General features: G+C 68.9%; 29 protein-coding genes. 18 read left to right on the forward strand and 11 right to left on the reverse strand.

What is annotated here, in order from left to right; all coding sequences use genetic code 11:
* The 3 genes from ACT4N8_RS00830 to ACT4N8_RS00840 form a co-directional block, all read right to left on the reverse strand.
* Window positions 1-570: hypothetical protein (locus ACT4N8_RS00830; protein WP_444856238.1), on the reverse strand; the 570-nt coding region annotated here is incomplete at its 3' end.
* A gap of 67 nt (window positions 571-637) precedes the next feature.
* Window positions 638-898 carry a hypothetical protein gene (locus ACT4N8_RS00835; protein ID WP_444856239.1) on the reverse strand — a complete coding sequence of 87 codons (261 nt, stop codon included), beginning with the start codon at window positions 896-898 and terminating at the stop codon, window positions 638-640.
* Window positions 895-1035 (reverse strand): hypothetical protein, encoded by a 141-nt coding sequence (locus ACT4N8_RS00840; RefSeq protein WP_444856240.1) that lies wholly within the window; start codon window positions 1033-1035, stop codon window positions 895-897. Before ACT4N8_RS00840 ends, ACT4N8_RS00835 begins: the two co-directional genes overlap by 4 nt.
* A 185-nt stretch (window positions 1036-1220) precedes the next feature.
* On the opposite strand from ACT4N8_RS00840, the gene uvrA reads away from it, so the two are divergent.
* The gene (uvrA, locus tag ACT4N8_RS00845; RefSeq protein ID WP_444856241.1) at window positions 1221-4223 is read left to right on the forward strand and encodes an excinuclease ABC subunit UvrA; all 3003 of its coding nucleotides are present in this window, start codon (window positions 1221-1223) and stop codon (window positions 4221-4223) included.
* A gap of 59 nt (window positions 4224-4282) precedes the next feature.
* On the opposite strand, the gene ACT4N8_RS00850 is transcribed toward uvrA, so the two are convergent.
* Entirely contained in the window at window positions 4283-4750 is a 468-nt protein-coding gene (locus tag ACT4N8_RS00850; protein ID WP_444856242.1) for an AAA family ATPase, read from the reverse strand.
* A gap of 611 nt (window positions 4751-5361) precedes the next feature.
* Here ACT4N8_RS00850 and ACT4N8_RS00855 point away from each other — a divergent pair.
* Window positions 5362-5799, forward strand: a complete 438-nt coding sequence (locus tag ACT4N8_RS00855) for an OsmC family protein (RefSeq protein WP_444856243.1) — start codon at window positions 5362-5364, stop codon at window positions 5797-5799.
* 140 nt (window positions 5800-5939) lie between these two features.
* Window positions 5940-6389: a CHRD domain-containing protein gene (locus ACT4N8_RS00860; protein WP_444856244.1), complete on the forward strand. Its 450-nt coding sequence runs from the start codon at window positions 5940-5942 to the stop codon at window positions 6387-6389.
* Window positions 6390-6413: 24 nt separating this feature from the next.
* Here the strand turns inward: ACT4N8_RS00860 and ACT4N8_RS00865 are convergent, their stop codons facing one another.
* On the reverse strand, window positions 6414-6959 hold the full coding sequence (locus tag ACT4N8_RS00865) for a dihydrofolate reductase family protein (RefSeq protein ID WP_444856245.1): 546 nt from the start codon (window positions 6957-6959) through the stop codon (window positions 6414-6416).
* A gap of 100 nt (window positions 6960-7059) precedes the next feature.
* Between ACT4N8_RS00865 and ACT4N8_RS00870 the strand changes: the two genes are divergently transcribed.
* The 5 genes from ACT4N8_RS00870 to ACT4N8_RS00890 all read left to right on the forward strand — a co-directional run bounded on the left by ACT4N8_RS00870 (window position 7060) and on the right by ACT4N8_RS00890 (window position 8893).
* Window positions 7060-7650 carry a DUF4328 domain-containing protein gene (locus ACT4N8_RS00870; RefSeq protein WP_444856246.1) on the forward strand — a complete coding sequence of 197 codons (591 nt, stop codon included), beginning with the start codon at window positions 7060-7062 and terminating at the stop codon, window positions 7648-7650.
* Between the two features lie 173 nt (window positions 7651-7823).
* Window positions 7824-8009, forward strand: a complete 186-nt coding sequence (locus ACT4N8_RS00875; protein WP_444856247.1) for a hypothetical protein — start codon at window positions 7824-7826, stop codon at window positions 8007-8009.
* 11 nt (window positions 8010-8020) lie between these two features.
* Complete coding sequence (locus ACT4N8_RS00880) at window positions 8021-8197, forward strand: hypothetical protein (protein WP_444856248.1); 177 nt, start codon at window positions 8021-8023, stop codon at window positions 8195-8197.
* 33 nt (window positions 8198-8230) lie between these two features.
* A complete protein-coding gene (locus ACT4N8_RS00885; protein WP_444856249.1) occupies window positions 8231-8446 on the forward strand; it encodes a hypothetical protein in 216 nt (71 codons plus the stop codon).
* Between the two features lie 135 nt (window positions 8447-8581).
* Entirely contained in the window at window positions 8582-8893 is a 312-nt protein-coding gene (locus ACT4N8_RS00890; protein ID WP_444856250.1) for a hypothetical protein, read from the forward strand.
* Between the two features lie 329 nt (window positions 8894-9222).
* Here ACT4N8_RS00890 and ACT4N8_RS00895 read toward each other — a convergent pair whose 3' ends face one another.
* A complete protein-coding gene (locus ACT4N8_RS00895) occupies window positions 9223-9600 on the reverse strand; it encodes a GFA family protein (protein ID WP_444856251.1) in 378 nt (125 codons plus the stop codon).
* A 149-nt stretch (window positions 9601-9749) separates the two neighbouring features.
* Between ACT4N8_RS00895 and ACT4N8_RS00900 the strand changes: the two genes are divergently transcribed.
* The 5 genes from ACT4N8_RS00900 to ACT4N8_RS00920 all read left to right on the forward strand — a co-directional run bounded on the left by ACT4N8_RS00900 (window position 9750) and on the right by ACT4N8_RS00920 (window position 11859).
* Complete coding sequence (locus ACT4N8_RS00900) at window positions 9750-10100, forward strand: hypothetical protein (protein ID WP_444856252.1); 351 nt, start codon at window positions 9750-9752, stop codon at window positions 10098-10100.
* Between the two features lie 92 nt (window positions 10101-10192).
* Window positions 10193-10561 carry a glycine zipper 2TM domain-containing protein gene (locus ACT4N8_RS00905; RefSeq protein WP_444856253.1) on the forward strand — a complete coding sequence of 123 codons (369 nt, stop codon included), beginning with the start codon at window positions 10193-10195 and terminating at the stop codon, window positions 10559-10561.
* A 73-nt stretch (window positions 10562-10634) separates the two neighbouring features.
* A complete protein-coding gene (locus ACT4N8_RS00910) occupies window positions 10635-11147 on the forward strand; it encodes a DUF4142 domain-containing protein (protein ID WP_444856254.1) in 513 nt (170 codons plus the stop codon).
* Window positions 11148-11380: 233 nt separating this feature from the next.
* Window positions 11381-11587, forward strand: a complete 207-nt coding sequence (locus ACT4N8_RS00915; RefSeq protein ID WP_444856255.1) for a cold-shock protein — start codon at window positions 11381-11383, stop codon at window positions 11585-11587.
* 53 nt (window positions 11588-11640) lie between these two features.
* Window positions 11641-11859 carry a hypothetical protein gene (locus ACT4N8_RS00920; protein WP_444856256.1) on the forward strand — a complete coding sequence of 73 codons (219 nt, stop codon included), beginning with the start codon at window positions 11641-11643 and terminating at the stop codon, window positions 11857-11859.
* Window positions 11860-11885: 26 nt separating this feature from the next.
* Here ACT4N8_RS00920 and ACT4N8_RS00925 read toward each other — a convergent pair whose 3' ends face one another.
* A complete protein-coding gene (locus tag ACT4N8_RS00925; RefSeq protein ID WP_444856257.1) occupies window positions 11886-12155 on the reverse strand; it encodes a hypothetical protein in 270 nt (89 codons plus the stop codon).
* Window positions 12156-12316: 161 nt separating this feature from the next.
* Between ACT4N8_RS00925 and ACT4N8_RS00930 the strand changes: the two genes are divergently transcribed.
* From ACT4N8_RS00930 to ACT4N8_RS00945, 4 genes are all read left to right on the forward strand, one after another.
* Window positions 12317-12706: a hypothetical protein gene (locus ACT4N8_RS00930; protein ID WP_444856258.1), complete on the forward strand. Its 390-nt coding sequence runs from the start codon at window positions 12317-12319 to the stop codon at window positions 12704-12706.
* Between the two features lie 939 nt (window positions 12707-13645).
* Entirely contained in the window at window positions 13646-14377 is a 732-nt protein-coding gene (aqpZ, locus tag ACT4N8_RS00935; protein WP_444856259.1) for an aquaporin Z, read from the forward strand.
* Between the two features lie 28 nt (window positions 14378-14405).
* Window positions 14406-14903 carry a GFA family protein gene (locus ACT4N8_RS00940; RefSeq protein WP_444856260.1) on the forward strand — a complete coding sequence of 166 codons (498 nt, stop codon included), beginning with the start codon at window positions 14406-14408 and terminating at the stop codon, window positions 14901-14903.
* 63 nt (window positions 14904-14966) lie between these two features.
* On the forward strand, window positions 14967-15428 hold the full coding sequence (locus ACT4N8_RS00945) for a DUF2267 domain-containing protein (protein ID WP_444856261.1): 462 nt from the start codon (window positions 14967-14969) through the stop codon (window positions 15426-15428).
* Here ACT4N8_RS00945 and ACT4N8_RS00950 read toward each other — a convergent pair.
* Window positions 15425-15880, reverse strand: coding sequence for an OsmC family protein (locus ACT4N8_RS00950; protein WP_444856262.1), 456 nt, complete (start codon window positions 15878-15880; stop codon window positions 15425-15427). The two genes, ACT4N8_RS00945 and ACT4N8_RS00950, sit on opposite strands and share 4 nt — an antisense overlap.
* A complete protein-coding gene (locus tag ACT4N8_RS00955) occupies window positions 15880-16362 on the reverse strand; it encodes a bactofilin family protein (RefSeq protein ID WP_444856263.1) in 483 nt (160 codons plus the stop codon). Before ACT4N8_RS00955 ends, ACT4N8_RS00950 begins: the two co-directional genes overlap by 1 nt.
* A 1091-nt stretch (window positions 16363-17453) precedes the next feature.
* Here ACT4N8_RS00955 and ACT4N8_RS00960 point away from each other — a divergent pair.
* Window positions 17454-18092, forward strand: coding sequence for a c-type cytochrome (locus ACT4N8_RS00960; protein WP_444856264.1), 639 nt, complete (start codon window positions 17454-17456; stop codon window positions 18090-18092).
* Between the two features lie 4 nt (window positions 18093-18096).
* Here the strand turns inward: ACT4N8_RS00960 and ACT4N8_RS00965 are convergent, their stop codons facing one another.
* Together ACT4N8_RS00965 and ACT4N8_RS00970 are read right to left on the reverse strand one after the other, a co-directional pair.
* On the reverse strand, window positions 18097-18975 hold the full coding sequence (locus ACT4N8_RS00965; RefSeq protein ID WP_444856265.1) for an LOG family protein: 879 nt from the start codon (window positions 18973-18975) through the stop codon (window positions 18097-18099).
* Between the two features lie 10 nt (window positions 18976-18985).
* On the reverse strand, window positions 18986-19485 hold a 500-nt coding region (locus ACT4N8_RS00970; RefSeq protein ID WP_444856266.1), incomplete at its 5' end, for an extensin family protein.

The following is a 19485-nucleotide window of genomic DNA, read 5'->3' on the forward strand; positions in this document are numbered from 1 at the left end:
CTCGTCGTGGCAGGCGCCGGAGCGCGCCGCCATATCCTCCTCGCCGAAGCAGGCGCGGATCATCGCGCTGTAGCCGTAGGGGATGGCGAGCAGCACCTGGGGCTCGGCCGCCTCGGCTCCGACGGGCGCCGACAGCGCGAACAGGCGCAGCGTGGTCTCGCCCGCGCCGCCGCCGGAGAAGCCCGTGCGCCGGTAAAGCTCGGCGCCGACGATCGTCGCGCCGCTGGCCTCGCGCACCAGATGCGGCCAGATCGCGACCTCGTCCCCGAAGCTCTCGCCGGTCTCGGGAACGGGGATGCGCCGTGCAGGCTCGACTGCGGGTCCCGCGGGCATGCGATCATGGACCCAAAGGAACCACGGCCCCTCCTCGCCATCGCGCCGCGCCTCGAGGCAGAGGTCGCGCGCCGCGGTGCAGTGAAGGGCGCTGCGGGCGGCGGCTTCCTCCGGAGCAACCGCCCGGACGGCGGCGAACGGCTCCATCCGATTGCCGGCCCGGTCGGTGACCTGAGCCGCGGCCCCGGAGGCGGCCAGCAGCCCCGCCAGTGCCAATGCGTGAAGCCGGATCGCCATGCGTGCCCTCCCCGGCTGAGCCTAGGCAAAGGCGGCGGGCGTGGGAAGCTGGTTCAGCGGCCCTGGTTCAGCGGCCCTGGACGGCCTCGGTGCGGGCGAGCTCGGCGTCGGTGGCTTCGGCCCGCTGCTCGGAATCTTCGCGCATCCGCGCCGCCGCCTCGACCGCCGCTTTCTCGTTGCGCGCCCTGACCCCTTCCAGCGCCTCGGGCGGGGCGGGCTCGGCGCGGCGCAGATAGTCGCTGCCGCCCGTGGCGCCGAAACCGAGCGCGAGCACGATCAGGAAGGCCGCGCCGCCCGCGACCAGTGCCGTGCGCCGCCGCCGCCTCATCGCCGCCCTCGCCGCGGCGCGAACAAAGCGGCCCGCGCCGCGCGGGCCAGCGCCGCCTGCACCGCCGCCTCGCGCGCGCTCAGGACGAGGCCGCCCGCCTCGGCGGCGTCGGCGCGCTGCTGGAGCAGAAAAGCCATGCCGCCCCAACCGCTTGCGGCGGCGGTCGGTTCCCTCTCGCTGCGGCTGCGCCTTGCCCCCGCCGCCCGCCGCCCCCATCTCGCCCCGACCCGCGTTGACGCCCGGCGCGGCCTCATTTAACACTAGAACAAATCTGGAACGACAGTCGAATGCTGACCCACATCCGGAAGCATAGGTTTACCATATGCTGACCCACATTTCCGTCCGCGGCGCGCGCGAGCATAATCTCAAGGATATCGACGTCGATATCCCGCGCGAGTCGCTGACCGTGATCACCGGCCTCTCCGGCTCGGGCAAATCGAGCCTCGCTTTCGACACCATCTATGCCGAGGGGCAGCGGCGCTACGTCGAGAGCTTGAGCGCCTATGCGCGCCAGTTCCTCGAACTGATGCAGAAGCCCGACGTCGACCATATCGAAGGGCTCTCGCCGGCGATCTCGATCGAGCAGAAGACGACCAGCCGCAACCCGCGCTCGACGGTCGCCATGGTCACCGAGATCTACGATTATATGCGCCTGCTCTGGGCCCGTGTCGGCGTGCCCTACAGCCCCGCCACCGGCGAGCCGATCGCCGCGCAGACGGTCAGCCAGATGGTCGACCGCACCATGGCGCTCCCCGAAGGCACCCGGCTCTATCTGCTCGCTCCGGTCGTGCGCGGCCGCAAGGGCGAATATCGCCGCGAGCTCGCCGAATGGCAGAAGGCCGGCTTCACCCGGGTGCGGATCGACGGGCAATTTTACGAGATCGAGGACGCCCCAGCGCTCGACAAGAAATACAAGCACGACATCGAGGTGGTGGTCGATCGGCTGGTGGTCCGCGAAGGCATCGAAACCCGCCTCGCGGACTCGCTGGAGCAGGCGCTCAAGCTCGCCGACGGCCTCGTCTATCTGGACCCGGCGGACGCGCCGCCCGCCCCGGCCGGCGCCGAAAATGTCGGCGCCGCCGCGGCGATCGAGGAGGCGCACGAGCGCGCCGTCCTCGCTACCCACGCCCCCGAGGGCCGGATCACCTTCTCCGAGAAATTCGCCTGTCCCGTCTCCGGCTTCACCATCGCCGAGATCGAGCCGCGCCTGTTCAGCTTCAACGCCCCGCAGGGCGCCTGCCCGGGCTGCGACGGGCTTGGCGAGAAGCAGCTCTTCGATCCCGACCTCGTCGTCCCCAACGAGAACCTCACGATCAAGAAGGGCGCGATCGTCCCCTGGGCGCGCTCCAATCCGCCCAGCCCCTATTACATGCAGGTGCTCGGCTCCCTCGCCCGCGAGTTCGGCTTCGACCTCGAGACGCCATGGAAGGAGCTGCCGGAGGAGATCCACGACATCATCCTCAACGGCACCAAAGGCCGCCCGGTCACGCTCCGGTTTGTGGACGGCCGCAAGAGCTACGAGGTGGTCAAGCCCTTCGATGGCGTCATCGGCAATCTCAACCGCCGCCTGCTCCAGACCGAATCCGCCTGGATGCGCGAGGAGCTGAGCAAGTACCAGAGCGCCGCCCCCTGCGAGACCTGCCACGGCGCCCGCCTCCGCCCCGAGCCGCTCGCCGTGAAGATCGCCGGCGAGCATATCAGCCAGGCCACCGCCCGCTCGGTCCGCCACGCGCTCGCCTGGTTCGCGAGCCTCCACGAGAAGCTCACGCCCACCCAGAACGAGATCGCCCGCGCCATCCTCAAGGAGATCAACGAGCGGCTCGGCTTCCTCAACAATGTCGGCCTCGACTATCTCGATCTGAACCGCACCAGCGGCACCCTCTCCGGCGGCGAGAGCCAGCGCATCCGCCTCGCCAGCCAGATCGGCTCGGGCCTCTCCGGCGTCCTCTACGTCCTCGACGAGCCCTCGATCGGCCTCCACCAGCGCGACAATGACCGCCTGCTGATCACGCTCAAGCGCCTCCGCGATCTCGGCAACACCGTGCTCGTCGTCGAGCATGACGAGGACGCGATCCGCCACGCCGACCACGTCATCGACATGGGCCCCGGCGCCGGCATGCACGGCGGCGAGGTGGTCTGCGCCGGCAAGCTCGACGAGGTCCTGGCCTGCAAGGACAGCCTCACCGCCGATTACCTCACCGGCCGCCGCGCCGTCCCCATCCCGGACAAGCGCCGCAAGGGCACGGGCCGCAAGCTCACCCTCTCCGGCGCCACCGCCAACAACCTCAAGAGCGTCACCGCCTCGATCCCCTTGGGCACGTTCACCTGCGTCACCGGCGTCTCCGGCTCCGGCAAGTCGAGCTTCACCATCGACACGCTCTACGCCGCCGCCGCGCGCCAGCTCAACGGCGCCCGCCTCCCCGCCGGGCGTTTCGAGCGGATCGAGGGCCTGCAATATCTCGACAAGGTGATCGACATCGATCAGTCGCCGATCGGCCGCACCCCGCGCTCGAACCCGGCGACCTATCCCGGCGCCTTCACCAACATCCGCGATTGGTTCGCCGGCCTGCCGGAGAGCCAGGCGCGCGGCTACAAGCCCGGCCGCTTCAGCTTCAACGTCAAGGGCGGCCGCTGCGAGGCGTGCAAGGGCGATGGGCTGATCAAGATCGAGATGCATTTCCTCCCCGACGTCTACGTCACCTGCGAGGAATGCCACGGCCGCCGCTACAATCGCGAGACGCTCGAGGTGAAGTGGAAGGGCAAGAACATCGCCGACGTGCTCGACATGACGGTCGAGGACGCCGCCGAATATTTCAAGGCCGTCCCCCCGATCCGCGATCGCATGCGCATGCTGGAGGAGGTCGGCCTCGGCTATATCAAGGTCGGCCAGCAGGCGACGACGCTGAGCGGCGGCGAGGCCCAGCGGGTGAAGCTCGCCAAGGAGCTGTCGCGAAGGGCGACCGGGCAGACGCTGTACATCCTGGACGAGCCCACCACCGGGCTTCACTTCGAGGACGTGCGCAAGCTGCTGGAGGTGCTCCATGCCCTCGTCGAGCAGGGTAACAGCGTCGTCGTCATCGAGCACAATTTGGAGGTCATCAAGACGGCGGACTGGGTGCTCGATCTCGGGCCGGAGGGCGGGGATAAGGGCGGCGAGGTCGTCGCCGAGGGCACGCCCGAACAGGTCGCCCGGGAGCCCCGCTCCTATACGGGGCACTATTTGAAAGACGTGCTAGCGAAATCAGTTCGCTCGGAGCTCCCCGTCGTCGCGACGCGGAAGAAACGGGGTTCCGTCCCTATGCGCGAGCGAGAGGCGGCTGAATGAGATCGCTGAGGTGAGGCAAACTTCGCGGGCTGAATTCCGACTTGGCAACATCGAATCCCCTACGCCGTTCCTGATATAGCCCTCGCATGATCGCTAATCCTATTAAATTCTGGGCACAGACGCGAACGAATGATCTCCCTCACGAGATGACGCCAGACCTCCGCCTCCGTCACGTCTCTTAAGCCGTATATCTTTCGTGCAAAAGCAAGATAGTAAGTGATTGTCTCGTGATCTCTAATATTCAGCCTATATCCTCGGCGTCCGCGGTTTCGCTCATCCGACAGCAGGGCATAGATCAAATTAAGGATTGTTGTCTTCCCGACCCCATTCTCCCCATAGAGGAGCGTCAAACGGGGTGCTTCTCCACCGTGACACAACGGAATCGTAGGAAAATCGAACCTACCAAAAAGCCCCCGAATCGTAAGGCTCTTGAGGGGAGGTCTTGGGGTAACGCTCGCTCGACCATCAAGGTGGGGGTTGCCGCTCTCCGAGGGTCGCCGACTGGGGCGGCGTGTTATTCTAGCCATGTCTCATCAAATGCTACGAGGGACGCCGAGTCAATCGGTCGGACGAGCCTAAGTCAGGTCCGGCCGCTCAGCACCGGATCCCGGCCAGACGAGTTAGCCCCGCGCGAGATGGACGGACTGATGCTGGATGCTCCTCGATCACATACAACTGGCACCGGAGAAGTCGCAACGTCGGACGCGGGCCTTCGACTTCCTCCCCAGGTCGTTCGGGCAGTGGCAGCGGGCACAGAAAAAGCGCGCGTCCCGCGCGATCTCCTCGCTCCACCCCGCCTCCGCCCCCGGCCCGGTATCGTAGAACGCCGAGCTTCGCGGGTGGGACGACGGTAGCTCGGGTTCACGCGGAGACGCGGAGACGCGGAGAGGCAAATGGCGCGAAGCGCCTGTCTCATCCTCGCGAGATGGAGGGTGCGGCCAGGGCCGAAAGTCGATTGGCCTTCGGCCGGGAAAGACCTCCGCGTCTCCGCGTCTCCGCGCGAACCGATCGTCGCCCGGTCCCCGTCCCGCGGGGAATTCTGGGGACACAATGCTCAAGTTGCCCCTCTCGTCCGACCGCCGCAACCATCCCGCGCCCCGCCCGTTCCCATGCCGCACCGCAGCGCAAGGAACCGCTCATGATCACCCGCACCGCATCGGCCCGCTACGAAGGCTTCGGCAAGGAGGGGCGGGCCAGCGTCTCGACCCAGTCGGGCGTGCTCGCCGACACCGCCGATGGCGTCGGCTCGCGCTTCGAAAACGGGAAGGGCACCAATCCCGAGGAGCTGATCGCCGCCGCCCATGCGGCCTGCTTCACCATGGCCCTCTCCTTCGCGCTGGCGAAGGAGGGGCTGAGCGAAGGCACGCTGGAGACGACCGCCAGGGTGAAGCTCGACAAGGAGGGCGAAGGCTTCCGGATCAGCCGCTCGGACCTCAGCCTCGAGGCCAGCGTCCCCGGCATCGACGAGCCCCGCTTCCGCGCCCTAGCCGAGGAGGCCAAGGCCAATTGCCCGGTCTCCAAATTGCTCAACGCCGAAATCGGCTTCGAATTCCGCCTGAACGCCGCGGAGTCCTAGCCGGATTCCGCGGTTGCGGGTGGATTGCGGCGATCTCCCTCTCCTTCGGGAACCGCCCGCACCGCCGTCCGTTTCCCGCCCCAGCGCGCCCATCCGGCGCGGCTCTTGCCGCGCCCGGCGCGCCGGCAAGGAGCCTTGACATGACACCACGGATTCCGCTCGCGGCCGCCGCATTGGCCGCGTTCTCCGTTCCCGCCCTCGCCCAGCAGGGCACGCCCGCCCAGGGCGAAGGCGGCCGCCCCTACACGGTGCAGATGACCGGCGCGGCCGAACGGCCGGGGCCGGGCGATCCCGACGGCGCCGGCACCGCCACCTTCCGCGTCAATGCCGGCCAGAACCGGGTCTGCTACACGCTCAGTGTGAGCAACATCGATCCGGCGACCGCCGCCCATATCCACCGCGGCGGGCCGGACTCGGCCGGGCCGCCGGTGGTGACGCTCGACGCCCCCGCCGACGGCTCGAGCGAGGCCTGCGCCGACGTGGCGCGCGCGCTCGCGCAGGAGCTGATCCGCACGCCGGCGGCCTTCTACGTCAACGTGCACAACGCCGCCTTCCCGGCCGGCGCGGTGCGCGGCCAGCTCGGCCGCTGATCCTGGGCGGCGGCGAGGCCCGGCCTAGTTCAGCACCCGATAGCGCACGAGCACGCAGCCGTGCGCTATCGGCCGCGCCTCGATCAGCTCCAGCTCGATCCGCCTCTCCATCGGGTGGAACAACGCCGTGCCCGCGCCGAGCAGCAGGGGATGGATGTTGAGCCCGATCTCGTCGACCACGCCGGCTTCGATCAGCGCGCTGCCGAGCTCGCCCCCGCCCATCACGATGATGTCGCCTGCCCCGAGCCCAGCTGAGGGGCCGCTCTCCTTCATCCTGCGAACGAAGCCGGCCGCATCCTCGCGGACCAGCTCCGCCCCCTCCGGCACACTCTCCAGCGTCCGCGAGAAAACGTAGGTCCTGAACTTCGACGACGCGCCGCCGCCACCCCCACCCGATTTCATCGCGAACTCGAACGTCTTGCGCCCCATCAGGATCGCGTCGACGCCCTTCCAGCTTTCGGCGGTGACCTTCGCGGCATCGTCGCTCCATCTGAGCCAGTCCATCGCCTCGTCCGGTCCGGTGAAGAGATTGTCGAGGCTGCACGCCCCGCCGAACGTCACCTTGCGCATCGCCGCCTCCTTTGGCCTTCGGCAACATCCTCCTTTCCGCTCTTTATTTCCGCGCGTCACTGGCTAATCCTTCAGCCGCAAACGGGAGGGGGCTTCACCGATGGACGACTACCGCGATCCGACGGGAATCACGCGCGCCGCGACGATCGCGGTCTTGATCTACATGGTGCTGGACGTCGTCGGCGCCGTCGCGCGCTTCACCTTGCGCGATCCGGGCGGGCTCAGCGACATGCTGTCCATTCCTACCTTCGTGGGGATCATCGTCTGCTTCTTCGTCGTGGGCCGCTGGATCTACGTCACCAACGCCAATGCCCATGCCTTCGGCACGGGCGAAATGACGATCAGCCCCGGCTGGGCGGTCGGCTGGTTCTTCATTCCGATCGCCAACCTCTTCAAGCCCTACGAGGCGATGAAGGAGACGTGGCGGGTCAGCCATCAATTCGGCGGGCTGCTGGAGGACGCGGAGAGCGGCCTGCCGCCTCTGTGGTGGGGGCTGTGGATCGTCACCAACATCGTCGGCTGGGTCGGGATTCAGCTCGGCGGCGCTTCGGAGACACCGCTCGAAGGCTTCTACGTCTTCGATATGCTCGCCGCCGCGCTCAATGTCGGCCTCTGCCTGGTGCTGGTCCGCCTGATGGGCCGCCTCGCTCATGCCCAGCGCCTCGCCCGCCATGCAGGTGTGTTCGCCTGATGGCCGCCCTGCCATTAGGCGCCCCCGCCGATCCGTGCTACATGCCTCGCATCGCCGGCTCCCGTTCGTGAGCCTGCCGGCGGCCGAGAGACCGCGGAGGATCGCCTCCGCCCCGACCTGGCGGCCTGAGGCCGCCCGCCGCGCGCTCCCGCTTGCATCGAAGGAGCGTCCCCATGGACCTCAACTATATGATTCATCGCGAAGGCGAGGAACGGCTGCGCGCCGATCACGCCGTCTGCGGCCAGGCCCGCGACGCCCATCTCGTCATGGCGGAAAGCTATCGCGACCGCATCGCCCAGGGGCGCACCCTGCCTGCCGAGGCCGGCCCCGGCGTCCACTCGCGCCCGTCCGTGCGCTGATCGCCGCGTCCGTGGAAACCCGCCTCATCCTTGCCTACGGGCTGATTGTCCTGATCGCGGCCGCCGCCACCGCGCTCGCCTGGTGGTGGTCGACCCGCGCGACGCGGCTGCGCCGCCGCGAGCGCGGGATGCGCGAGCGCTGGCTCGGCCGGCGCCACCCGCCCGGCCTGCCCGGCGAAACCCCGTGATCGCGGCATGAGCGTTTCAGGAGCGAACCGAAGATGGTGACCAGTTACGCATTCTATCGCGATCGCGCCCTCGCGGCGCGCGCCGAGGCCGAGGCCGCGCCCCTCGCCAATGTCCGCGAGCGGCATCTGTGCGCCGCGGTCGCCTGGGAGGCGATGGCCGCCCGCGCCGCCCGCACCGGCCGCCTGCGCCTCGAGACCGAGGCCCGCAAGGCCGCCGAAGCCCGCGCCGCCCTCGCCGCCGCCGTCTGAAGTCGGCACAAACTCCGAGTCGCCCCGCTCCCTCGCGCGCCGCATTCCTCGCGTTCCGCCTCCGTATCATTACGCATGGCGCTGCCCGACCGCGCTTCGCATTCTGCCCGGGCTGCAAGCGCGAAGGAGGAAGTCATGGCGACGATCCAATCCGAACTGACGAGCGTCGAGTTTGTCGCGTCCGCGTCCGGGCACAGGCTGGGCATCGCCCGGCTGGCGGCCACCGGCGGCATCGCCGCCGCCCTCTTTTTCATCCTGTGCTGGCTCGGCCTGTTCATTCCGCTCGCCAGCCCCAGCCACGCCTATATCGGGCTGTTCACGACGGCGGAGCCCACCTCGGCGGCGGCGTTGCTGCAGGGCGGCTTATGGTCGCTGGCCTTCGGCGTCCTGATGGGGGAGCTGGTCGCCGGTCTCTACAATCTGCTGTCCGGCCTCGACCGCCGCTGACGCCCGGGCCGGGCGCGGTTTCGGCCGTCCCGGCTCGCCGCTTCCGCGGCCCAAATCCTATTTCCTTGCAATGTAGGAAATGATCTGTCCTACCCTCGCGGGTGAAGCCGATTCCTCGCCTCGCTCCCCGCTACCTCGCGCGCCGCGCTCCGGTTTTTGCCGGAACAGAACCCCCGCGATTCCGTGTGACATTCGTGCCATTCGTGACGCGAAGCCTGCCCCGGGCCGCGATCCAGGGATGCGGGGTCCAGGAACCGCCTCTCCGCAAGTCTCAACATCCTCAACTTTTTTCCGCCCAGGGAAGCCGAAACTTTGAAGCTTCCGCCGCCTCAGAGGTCGCGATTGTCGAGCTTGCGGATCTCAGTCGTCTCCGGGTCGAAGCCTTCGAGCAGGCGGGCGTTGATTCCCACCCGGTCGGTCAGCGCGGCGCGGACCTCGTCGGGCAGGTCGTCGCGCACCAGCGCGTCCGCGCGGGCGGTCCAGTGGGTCGGGCAGCCGCAGGTTTGGCAATGGTGAAGGTCGAGCAGCCGGTCGCCCCAGACGTAGCGCGCCGTCGCGCCGGTCACGGTGACCTTGCTCGCCGGATAATAGGCCATCAGGGTGCCCCGCTTGGTGCAGAGCGAGCAATTGCAATCCGCCGCCCAGTCCGGCGGCGCCGGCACCTCGATCCGCACCGCCCCGCAATGACAGCTTCCGCGAACGCTCATCGCCATCCTCCCCCTCCAGGATCGCCCCAAAGCGGGCCGCGGCGCAAGGGGGGTGCGCCGCGCCGCCGATCCCGGCTTTACAAGCGGCGCGGCGGCTGCCCTAAGGGCGGGCGCGGGGCTTCGCCCGCTTTCACGGGGGAGTTCCTTTCATGCGCATGATCTTCGCCGGCCTCGCGGCCGTCCTGCTCGCCGGCTGCGGCGGCGCCGAGGTCGCCAACAACGCCGCGAGCGGCAATGACGCCGCGCCCGCCAACGCCGTCGCCCCCGTCAATACCGTCGGCGAGGCGCCGGGCAACCGCAGCTCCGTCGGTCCGGGCGAGAGCCGCGAGGAGATGGTCGCCGAATGCAGCAGCGGCGCGCCGGGCAACGTGGCCGAGGGGACCGACATCGCCGCCTTGTGCGGCTGCGCGGTCGATCGGGTGATCGCCGGCTCGGGCCAGCGCGAGGCGATCCGCCAGTGCGCCGCCGAGCAGGGCGTCCGGCTGACCAACCCCGAATAGGGGTCGCGCGCGGCGCCTTTCGTCGCGCCGGGCAACCATCCGTCGCTTCGATCATTACCCTTCCGTCACCCCGAACGGAAGGACTTGGGCCCATGCGTCTCGCATCCTTGACCGCGCTTGCCGCCGCCGCCTCGCTCGGCGCCGGCTGCGCCACCTACAGCGATCCCTATGGCGATCCCTGGAGCCGCTATGACGGCTATTACGACCGCTATTACCGCACGGGCACTTACGAGCCCTATGCGCTCACCCGCGACGACCGCATCTATCGCGGCGCCGACGGCCGCTATTATTGCCGCCGCCGCGACGGCACGGTCGGGCTCGTGATCGGCGCCGGCGTCGGCGCTCTGCTCGGCAACATCATCGCGCCGCGCGGCTCCAACACGCTCGGCACCCTGCTCGGCGCCGGCGCCGGTGCGGCGATCGGCTATGCGATCGAGCGCGGCGAGATGCGCTGCGAATAAGGCAGCCCCGGATTTGCCCCGACTCGGCGCGGCGGCCTAGGGTGAGGCCGGGTCATCGAGGAGGGAGCATCCGATGCGGAAATTATCGATCGGCGCCGCAGGGTTCGCCGCCGCGTTCGCCGCTTTCGCTGCGCCGGCCCGCGGGCAGGATCTGACGCCGGAGGGGCGCGGCGCCTATGCCGCTTTGGCGGGAGCCAACGAGGCCTATCAGCTCCGCGCCGCCGAGATCGCGCTCGAAAAGGCCCGCACCCCCGCGCTGCGCAGTCATGCCGAGACGATGCTCGCCGAGCATCGCGACCGCCTGGCCCGGTTCGAGGAGACGGCGCGCGCCGCGGGGCTGGAGGAGCAGCTGCCGCCGGCGATGCTGCCGCGGCACTGGGCGATGCTGCGCCGCCTCGAGCAGAGGTCCGGAAGCCGCTTCGAACGGACCTATGTCGCCCAGCAGGTCGAAAGCCACGAGATCGCGGTCGAGCTGCACCGGAATTTCGCCGCCAACGGCACTGGGCCGCGCCTCATCGAATTCGCCCGGGCTGCGGCGCCAATCGCCGCCCGACATCTCGACGCGGCCCGACGGCTCGGCGATTAGGCGCCGCGTCGCTGTCGTGCTATGGGAAGCGCATCGTCGGCTCCCACCCGCTTTCCCAAGCATGCCGGCGGCTGAGAGACTCGCGGGGTTAGCCCCGCCGACCAGGCGGCTTGGTACGCCTGCCGCGCGCTCCCGCTTGCCGATGGTTCGAAGGGAGCCTGATTCTTCCTGCCCATGCCTACCCTCCCGGGCGCGCCAATTCCGGTCCGCCCGCCCAGAAAGGAACGGTTCAGATGCCTGTCGGCACGGTCAAATTCTTCAATGCCCAGAAGGGCTATGGCTTCATCGCGCCGGAAGATGGAGGCAATGACGCCTTCGTCCATATCAGCGCGGTCGAGCAAGCCGGTCTCGCCACGCTCAACCAGGACCAGCGCGTCTCCTATGAGCTCGAAACGGATCAACGCGGCAGGACCAGCGCGGTCCAGCTGCAGGCGCTCTAGCGGCCCGGGCGCGCCGCTTTCGCCAACGATAAGGACTTCACGAAGGGAAATACATGTCCACCCATACTTTCTACCTGGAGCGGGCCGCTGAATCGCGGCGCGACGCCGCCGCCGCGAATCTCGACAATGTCCGCGACCGCTGCCTGCGCGCCGCCGCCGCCTGGGAGAGCATGGCCGCCCGAGTCGCCCGCACCGAACGGATGCGCGCCGAGACCGAGGCCAGGAAGGCCGCCGAAGCCGCCGCCATGCTCACCGCCGAACCGGTGGTTTAGGAGGAAGAATTAGGTCCGCGTGACGGCTACTGGCCGCTCTGACTCCCGCTCATCGCGGTCATGGCGGGGCTGTTGGCGCGCTGCTGCTCGGCGAGCCGGTCCCATTGCGCGCGGGTGAGGCATTGCCGGGTGCGGCGCGCAAGTGAACTGCTGTCGCGCATCCGGCGGCAAATGACCTCGTTCGGATCGCGCTCGGTCGCGTTCTGGCCGCGCTGGCCGGAGGATTGCTGCGCCGAGGCGATGGCGGCGGTGGCGAGGAAGACGGCGAGGCCGGAACCGGCAAGGACGAGACGCATCGGCTTGAACTCCGCGGATCGATGAAAGGCCGCGCCACCATATCATGCCGGCGGGAATGGGCAAAAGGCGAAGATTGCGGCGCGCCGGCCGCGCCTTTACATCGCCTGTGGGCAAGCGCTTACTTGCCCGCTCCGCAGCCCGAGCCCGAAGGGAGGTTCCCATGCGCATCCTTCTCGCCACCGCGACCGCCGCCTCGCTCGTCGCGATCGCCGCCTGCGGCCAGGGCAGCGCCTTCGACAACGGGCTGCGCGATTCCTATCGGGAAAAGGCGCTGAGCAGCTGCGTCTCCGGCGCCCGTTCCGCCGCGCCCGCGGGCGTCGCCATCGATTTCGACCGGGTCTGCGGCTGCGCGATCGACCGCCACATGGAGGGCAAGAGCGGCACCGAGCTGATGCGCGAGAATGAGAAGACCGACATGACCGGCGCCCAGGCGGCGATGGCCCAGTGCCTCAACAGCGAATTGCGGCGCACCGGCGCGATGCCGGGTGGCGCCGCGCCTGGGGCGGCCGCGCCGGCCGGCGGAGACAATGCGGCCAAGCCGGCCGAATGAACGCCGACTTATCCACGATATCCCCGTTATCCACAGGCACGACTCGAAAGATTCCGCTTGGCGCGACTCGGGAAGCCGAGTCAGTCTGATCTTTCGCCGCCCTGGAGGGCCGGCCGGAAACGGACGGACGGAAAGGGCAGCGGCCTCCGCGAGACGCGGCGGAGACCCGCAAGGGTCGAAGCAAACGACGCGGCGGAACGGGTGAAATCGAGGAAGAAGCGCGAGGCGCAAGCCGAACCCACTTTCTTCGAGATCGTCCGGCGGAAGACCGGGGCCTTCGGGCAAACGGAGCCGCGAAGGGAAAGCGCTGGAGCTTGCTTCAGCGGGGACCCACGCCGGATATGCGGCGAGGCAGCAATGTCTCGACGGATAAACGGTCAGGGAACCGGAAGAGGTCGCGAGACTTCGGAAGGAACCCAAGGGACCGACCGGGGCCGGAAGGCCTCGGCCGGAACCTCTCCCGGGACGAGCTCAAGCCCTCACCGGCGCGAGATTCGGATTCGGGCGAAGTGGGGGCCGGCAGCGATGCCGGCCCTCATTTTCTTTGCGCGCCCCTATCCGTCGGGCTCGCCCTTACCTGTCGTGTCCTTGCCATCGGCTTGCGGCTCCCCCTTCGGCTTGCGGGATACCGGAACGCCCCCCCGCCCTTTGGCCGTGCGGCCGGACGCTTCAGCTTCAATGCTCCAAACGTCGTGCCAGGCTTGGCGGCATGCTCCGCCTCCCGGCTCCTCACCCTCGGCGCCCGCCGGCGCGGTGCGCCCGCGCTCGACCCGCTCCCGCGCACGCCCGGCTGGCTATTCCGCCATCGAAGCCCCTCGCCGCGCGCTTACTCCGCGCGGCCACGTGCCTGGCAAGGCGCCCGTTTCCGCGGCTTTACCAACGGCGCCCACCGGCCCATTGTGCGGGCGGGAGGCAAGGTTCGACCAAGGGGGAATCGCCATGACCAATATGCAACGCGGACTCGCCGAATTGCTCGGCACCTTCTGGCTGGTCTTCGGAGGTTGCGGCAGCGCTGTGCTCGCCGCCGCCTTTCCGGAGGTTGGCATCGGCCTGCTCGGCGTCTCGCTCGCCTTCGGCCTAACCGTGCTCACCATGGCCTATTCGATCGGTCACATTTCCGGCTGCCACCTCAATCCGGCAGTGACGCTCGGGCTGTGGGCGGGGGGTCGCTTTCCGGTGCACGACGTTCCGCTCTACGTCATCGCCCAGCTTGCCGGCGCAATCGCCGCGGCCGGCGCGCTCTATCTGATCGCCAGCGGCAATGCGGACTATTCGCTCGCCACCAACGGCCTCGCCGCCAACGGCTTCGGCGAGCATTCGCCCGGCGGCTATACGATGCAGGCAGCGTTGATCGTCGAGGTGCTGCTCACCTTCTTCTTCCTGCTTGTGATCATGGGGTCCACGGACGCGCGCGCTCCGGCGGACCATGCGCCGATCGCGATCGGCCTCATGCTGACCCTGATCCATCTGATCAGCATCCCGGTGTCCAACACGTCGGTTAACCCGGCGCGCAGTACCGGGCCGGCGCTGATCCAGGGCGGCTGGGCGATCGAGCAATTGTGGTTGTTCTGGGCCGCTCCGATCGCCGGCGCGCTGATCGGGGGTCTCGTCTACAAAGCCTTGGGCGCCGACGCCAAGTCCAGGCCCGATGTCACGGGCGACGCGCTCTAGCGGGTCGCCGACACAGGGAGAGTCGCAGATGGCTGACGCGCCGGGCGTCGAAGGTGGCTGCGCGTGCGGGGCGGTGTGCTATCGCCTGACCGCGCCGCCGATGTTCGTACATTGCTGCCATTGCACCAGCTGCCAGACCGAGACGGGCAGCGCCTTCGTGATCAACGCATTGATCGAGGCGGAGCTGGTGAACACGATCAAGGGAACCGCCGAGCCGCTGCTGACTCCATCCGAAAGCGGGCGCGGTCAGCAGATCTGGCGCTGCCCCAATTGCCGCGTCGCGCTGTGGAGCAATTATGGCGGCGCCAAGGATCTCATCCGCTTCGTCCGCGTCGGCACGCTCGACAAACCCGCCGCGCTGCCGCCCGACATCCACATCTACACGCGCTCGAAGCTGCCCTGGGTGCGGCTGCCCGAGGGCGTGCCGGCGGTCGAGGCCTATTACGACAGTTCGAAATTATGGCCCGAGGAGAGCCTCGCGCGGCGCGAACGCGCGCTTGATGGCCCGCGGTCCCCGGCGGATTGAGGAACGGAGCCGGCGTCTCCGCCGTTCTTGATGGCGGGACTCACGCCAATCCAGGAGGCAGCAATGAGCGCCACCGGCCTCGAGGTCTTCGACAAGACCCTTCAGATCACCAACATCTGGCTCAACGAAATCAGCGAGCGCATCGGCCCCGACAAGCAGGTCGCCTGGAAGGTGCTTTCGACCGTGCTTCACAAATTGCGCGACCGGCTCCCGGTCGAGCTCGCCGCCCATCTCGGCGCGCAGCTGCCGTTGCTTGTCCGCGGCGTCTATTACGACCAGTTCGCGCCGAGGCGGATGCCGAGCGACTGCAACACGCCGGAGGACTTCAAGGCGGAGGTGGCGGAATGGCTCGCCGACATCCGTCCGGTCGACCCGGATGAGGCGATCGCGGCGGTGTTCGGCGTGCTCGATCGCCATCTGTCGGACGGCCAGCTCGCCAAGGTCCGCCAGGCGCTGCCCAAGGGGCTGAAGCTGCTCTGGGACGGCGCGGAGGCGAAAATCCTCGCCGAAGCCGGCGCCGACTAGACCGGCTCCACGACCACTTCGGTCTTGAGCGAATTGGCGATGAAGCAGCGCTCGTGGGCGTCGTGGTGGAGCCTGGCGAGTTCGTCGGCGTCCGGCTCGCGGCCGGCGAAGACGACCGCGGGCCGCAGCGTGATCCTGGTCAGCGCCATTCGTCCCGGGCCGGCCCGGCCCATCACGCCTTCCGCGTCATCCAGATAGGAGACGATATCGAAGCCCGCGCCCTGGGCCAGAGCGAGAAACCAGAGCATGTGGCAGGAGGAAACCGAGGCGACCAGGGCTTCCTCGGGATCGACCCCGGCGGGGTCCGACAGCGGCGCCGGCACGACGTCGGGTGAGGACGAAGCGGTGACGATCGCGCCGCCGTCGAACATCCATTCATGGCGGCGGCTGTAGCGGCCCGAGGAGAATTCGCCGTCCGAAGTCCAGGCGATCCGCGCCTTGTGCGTCGACATCAGTCGGCGGCGACCCGGGTCGGCTCGCCGGAGAACAGGCCGCCCGGCTTGCTCGCCGGCGCGGACTCGGTCGGCGTCGCGATCAGGACGCCCGCCCCCTCCTCGCCCTGGGCGAGGGCGGCGCGGCGCGCGAGCCGGCCGTCGATCTGAGCGCCGGCGGCGATGGTCACCGTCTCGTAGGTGACGTCGCCGGTGATCCGGCCGCTCGCCTCGACGGTGACGACACGGGCGTTGACCGTGCCCTGGACGAGGCCTGCGATCCGCGCCTCCTCGGCGACGATGTCGCCGGCGATCGTCCCGCCCTCGCCCTGGATGAGTTGGGCGCAGCGGACGTGGCCGTCGATGCGGCCGTCGAGATGGAGGTGCGAGCCGGTCGCGAAATCGCCGTTGATCACCGCTTCGGGCCCGATGAAGGAGAGGCCGGGCGCGCCATTCTTCGCGCGCGGCGCGGCCGCGGCATTCGTATTGCTGCGTGAGAACATATCTGAGCCCCTCCCTCGGTGTGTGGGACTATCCAATGCCGCGGGCGCCGGATCAAGTGCGCCGCGACGAACCGGTGTTGCCGCCCGTCGCGCTCTCGCGCCCATCCGCAATGTAATGGGGGCCGACGTCGCCGCCGGCCCCCACTGTCCCGTCGCGGGTGACACCCAGCCTGGGAGGCGAGGCAGTCCACGCGGGCGGTTTCGAAACCGGGCCCGAACCGGGGGTTCTGGCGCCGGTCTCCGGGGTCCTTCGCCGGGCCGAAGCCCGTCTTCAGGTTTCCCCGCGGGCTCCCCGTCAGGGCCGAAGCCCTGGCGGTTCGCCGCTCGGCGGATCGAGAACCGAAGCCCTCATTCCCGCTTTCCCTCCGCCCGGCCGAAGCCAGACCTCGGAACCGGCGGGATCCTTGCGGCCGAAGCCGAAGGTTCCGCCTGGCAGGCCATGGACTTACGTCCTGGGCCCTGCCGGGTTCGCAGCTCCCGAGCCGAAGCCCGGTCCTGCCCGACGATGCCCCGGAGCCGAAGCTCCCGGCTTTCGCCGGTGGCGGCGCCCAGTCCGAAGACCGGCCTTCCGCCGGACGGAATGTCCGGAACTTGCGTTCCCTTCATTCCGCCTGTTCCCTCGTCCTCCGAGCCCGAAGGCTCTTTGGGTCCGGGATGGGCGCTTTTCGAAGCCTGCCGCTTTCGCATCCGCTAAAGGGCAAGCCCGCAGCTTCCGCCTGGCGGCGGCTTCGTCAGCCGCCCCGCCTTCGCGCCGTTTCCTCGTGCCTGGTGGGGCACGAGGCCCGTTTCGCTCGGGCCGTGGCTGGGAAGGCGATCAACCGTTTCCGGCATTTCGTCTCGGCCACGACCGGAAGCTGTCACGCGAATCCGAGTCGCACCAAGCGGATTCCGACTGTGGATAATGAGGATAACGGGGGTAAGTGCGGAGCCCCTTGAAAAGCCGGGCGAAACCACCGCGGGACAGGTCCGCGGCCCACTGCCGGCGGCTCAAGGCGCGGCTTGCCCCGCGCGCGCGGGCCGCATAAAGGAGCGGCCAGTTAATTGCTGCGCGCGGGCCGGCGGCCGCGCTTTCTCGGAGGTTCAACAGGGGCATGGACGATCGCTTCAACACGATTGCGGGATGGGCGCTGGGCGCCGGCATCGTCCTGTTGGGCGGAATCCTGATCACCGGCGAGATCTTCAAGGCTGAGCGGCCCGACACGATGGGCTATCCGATCGCGGGGGTAGAGGAGGAGGAAGGCGAGGAAGCGGAGCAGCCGATCGCCCACTTCCTGCAGACCGCCGACGCGGCGCGCGGCGAGGCCGTGTTCCGCAAGTGCACCGCCTGCCATACCGTCAACCAGGGCGGCGCCAACGGCCTCGGCCCCAATCTCTACGCCACGATGGGCGCCAATGTCGCCCATGTCGCGGGCTTCAATTATTCGGAGCCGCTGCGCAGCCGCGGCGGCACCTGGGACTGGGAGACGATGAGCGCCTGGCTCGAAAGCCCGCGCAACTTCGCGCCCGGCACACGCATGACCTTCGCCGGCCTTTCCGATCCCCAGGACCGCGCCGACGTGATGGTCTATCTGAACGCGCAGGGCGGCAACCTCCAGATCCCGCCGCCGCCCGCCGCCGCCGAGCCCGCCGCCAACGCGGCCGCGCCGGCCGACAACACGGCCGCCCCGGCAGCCAACCAGGCCGAGCCCGCCGCGGCGAACGCGGCGGCACCGGCGGGGAACGCTCAATAGCCTCTTAGCAGCCGAGGTCTTCCTCGGTTCCCGAATAATAATTGCAGACGCAGTCCCAGGCCTCGTCGGCGGTTTCGCAGAAGGTGAACAGATCGAGGTCGGCGGCGGCGATCACGCCCTCGTCGACCAGAGCCTGGAAGTTCACCACCCGGCCCCAATAATCGCGGCCGAAGAACATGATCGGCATCCGCCGGACCTTGCCGGTCTGGACCAGGGTGAGCAATTCGAACGCCTCGTCGAACGTGCCGAAGCCGCCCGGGAAGACCGCGACGGCCCGCGCGCGCAGCAGGAAATGCATCTTCCTCAATGCGAAATAGTGGAAGCGGAAGGAGAGGTCCGGAGTCACATATTCGTTGGGCATCTGCTCGTGCGGCAGGACGATGTTGAGGCCGATCGATTCCTGGCCCTCGTCGCAGGCGCCACGATTGGCCGCCTCCATGATCGAAGGCCCGCCGCCCGAGCAGACGACGAACTGGCGGCGGCCTTCCGGATCGGGCTTGATCCGGCTCACGCGCCGGGCGAGTTCGCGCGCCTCGTCATAATATTTCGATTTGGCCTTGAGCCGCTCGGCGACTAGCCGCTGGTGATCGGTCGCGGCGGCCTCGATCAGGGCGTCGGCCTTGCTCGGCTCCGGAATGCGCGCCGAGCCGTAGAAGACGAAGGTGGTGGCGATATTGGCCTGTTCGAGCAGCAGCTCGGGCTTGAGCAGTTCGAGCTGGAAGCGAACCGGCCTCAAATCCTCGCGCAGCAGGAAATCCATGTCCTGGAAGGCGAGCGTGTAGGCGGGATTGACAGTCTGCGGGCTCTCTGCCGCCTGGGCCGCGGTCGCGGCCTCCTCGCGCGCGGGATGGAAGACGCGCCTGGGGGGGATCGGATCGGTCATTCGGCCGGACTTAGCGGCAATAGGGGCCGCGGCCCATATCGAAATGAAAGTGGTTGTAGTGATAGGCGTTCGAGTCTGGACCGAGGCCGATCGCGAAGGTCCGGCAGCCGCCCTGGTGCAGCGCGCGCAGGAAGCGGCGGGCGTCGCCGTCGTCGCCGCGCCAATGGTCGGCGACGGTAATCCGCCGCCCGTCGGCGAGGACGAAGGCCGAGACATCGACCGCGTTGGCGAAGGCGTGTTCGGAGAGGCGCCCGCCCTCCTGGCCGTTGACGCCGCGGCAGGCGTAGGTGCCGAAGGTCTCGATCCGCCGCACCGGTGCGCCGAGGAAGCGAGTCGCCGCCGGCTGCACGGTCTCGCGGGTCCAGCGCGCGAACTGACGGGCGAGCGGGCAGGTCATCGCGCCCAGATTGGCGGCCGGCGTGCCGATCTCGGTGAGCTGGCCAGCGCCCCGGGCCGTGCAGCCGCCGCCGCAGCTGCGGTCGGCCAGCACCCGAAGGCCGATCCGCTCGC

The sequence above is a fragment of the Sphingosinicella sp. genome (assembly GCF_052387495.1).
Taxonomy (GTDB): Bacteria; Pseudomonadota; Alphaproteobacteria; order Sphingomonadales; family Sphingomonadaceae; genus Allosphingosinicella.

Excerpts from the sequence above, each read along its gene's own strand:
- ACT4N8_RS00835 (WP_444856239.1), bottom strand. The coding sequence starts at position 898 with ATGAGGCGGCGGCGGCGCACGGCACTGGTCGCGGGCGGCGCGGCCTTC.
- ACT4N8_RS00840 (WP_444856240.1), bottom strand. The coding sequence starts at position 1,035 with ATGGCTTTTCTGCTCCAGCAGCGCGCCGACGCCGCCGAGGCGGGCGGC.
- uvrA (WP_444856241.1), top strand. The coding sequence starts at position 1,221 with ATGCTGACCCACATTTCCGTCCGCGGCGCGCGCGAGCATAATCTCAAG.
- ACT4N8_RS00850 (WP_444856242.1), bottom strand. The coding sequence starts at position 4,750 with ATGGCTAGAATAACACGCCGCCCCAGTCGGCGACCCTCGGAGAGCGGC.
- ACT4N8_RS00855 (WP_444856243.1), top strand. The coding sequence starts at position 5,362 with ATGATCACCCGCACCGCATCGGCCCGCTACGAAGGCTTCGGCAAGGAG.
- ACT4N8_RS00860 (WP_444856244.1), top strand. The coding sequence starts at position 5,940 with ATGACACCACGGATTCCGCTCGCGGCCGCCGCATTGGCCGCGTTCTCC.
- ACT4N8_RS00865 (WP_444856245.1), bottom strand. The coding sequence starts at position 6,959 with ATGCGCAAGGTGACGTTCGGCGGGGCGTGCAGCCTCGACAATCTCTTC.
- ACT4N8_RS00870 (WP_444856246.1), top strand. The coding sequence starts at position 7,060 with ATGGACGACTACCGCGATCCGACGGGAATCACGCGCGCCGCGACGATC.
- ACT4N8_RS00875 (WP_444856247.1), top strand. The coding sequence starts at position 7,824 with ATGGACCTCAACTATATGATTCATCGCGAAGGCGAGGAACGGCTGCGC.
- ACT4N8_RS00885 (WP_444856249.1), top strand. The coding sequence starts at position 8,231 with ATGGTGACCAGTTACGCATTCTATCGCGATCGCGCCCTCGCGGCGCGC.
- ACT4N8_RS00890 (WP_444856250.1), top strand. The coding sequence starts at position 8,582 with ATGGCGACGATCCAATCCGAACTGACGAGCGTCGAGTTTGTCGCGTCC.
- ACT4N8_RS00895 (WP_444856251.1), bottom strand. The coding sequence starts at position 9,600 with ATGAGCGTTCGCGGAAGCTGTCATTGCGGGGCGGTGCGGATCGAGGTG.
- ACT4N8_RS00900 (WP_444856252.1), top strand. The coding sequence starts at position 9,750 with ATGCGCATGATCTTCGCCGGCCTCGCGGCCGTCCTGCTCGCCGGCTGC.
- ACT4N8_RS00905 (WP_444856253.1), top strand. The coding sequence starts at position 10,193 with ATGCGTCTCGCATCCTTGACCGCGCTTGCCGCCGCCGCCTCGCTCGGC.
- ACT4N8_RS00910 (WP_444856254.1), top strand. The coding sequence starts at position 10,635 with ATGCGGAAATTATCGATCGGCGCCGCAGGGTTCGCCGCCGCGTTCGCC.
- ACT4N8_RS00915 (WP_444856255.1), top strand. The coding sequence starts at position 11,381 with ATGCCTGTCGGCACGGTCAAATTCTTCAATGCCCAGAAGGGCTATGGC.
- ACT4N8_RS00920 (WP_444856256.1), top strand. The coding sequence starts at position 11,641 with ATGTCCACCCATACTTTCTACCTGGAGCGGGCCGCTGAATCGCGGCGC.
- ACT4N8_RS00925 (WP_444856257.1), bottom strand. The coding sequence starts at position 12,155 with ATGCGTCTCGTCCTTGCCGGTTCCGGCCTCGCCGTCTTCCTCGCCACC.
- ACT4N8_RS00930 (WP_444856258.1), top strand. The coding sequence starts at position 12,317 with ATGCGCATCCTTCTCGCCACCGCGACCGCCGCCTCGCTCGTCGCGATC.
- aqpZ (WP_444856259.1), top strand. The coding sequence starts at position 13,646 with ATGACCAATATGCAACGCGGACTCGCCGAATTGCTCGGCACCTTCTGG.
- ACT4N8_RS00940 (WP_444856260.1), top strand. The coding sequence starts at position 14,406 with ATGGCTGACGCGCCGGGCGTCGAAGGTGGCTGCGCGTGCGGGGCGGTG.
- ACT4N8_RS00945 (WP_444856261.1), top strand. The coding sequence starts at position 14,967 with ATGAGCGCCACCGGCCTCGAGGTCTTCGACAAGACCCTTCAGATCACC.
- ACT4N8_RS00950 (WP_444856262.1), bottom strand. The coding sequence starts at position 15,880 with ATGTCGACGCACAAGGCGCGGATCGCCTGGACTTCGGACGGCGAATTC.
- ACT4N8_RS00955 (WP_444856263.1), bottom strand. The coding sequence starts at position 16,362 with ATGTTCTCACGCAGCAATACGAATGCCGCGGCCGCGCCGCGCGCGAAG.
- ACT4N8_RS00960 (WP_444856264.1), top strand. The coding sequence starts at position 17,454 with ATGGACGATCGCTTCAACACGATTGCGGGATGGGCGCTGGGCGCCGGC.
- ACT4N8_RS00965 (WP_444856265.1), bottom strand. The coding sequence starts at position 18,975 with ATGACCGATCCGATCCCCCCCAGGCGCGTCTTCCATCCCGCGCGCGAG.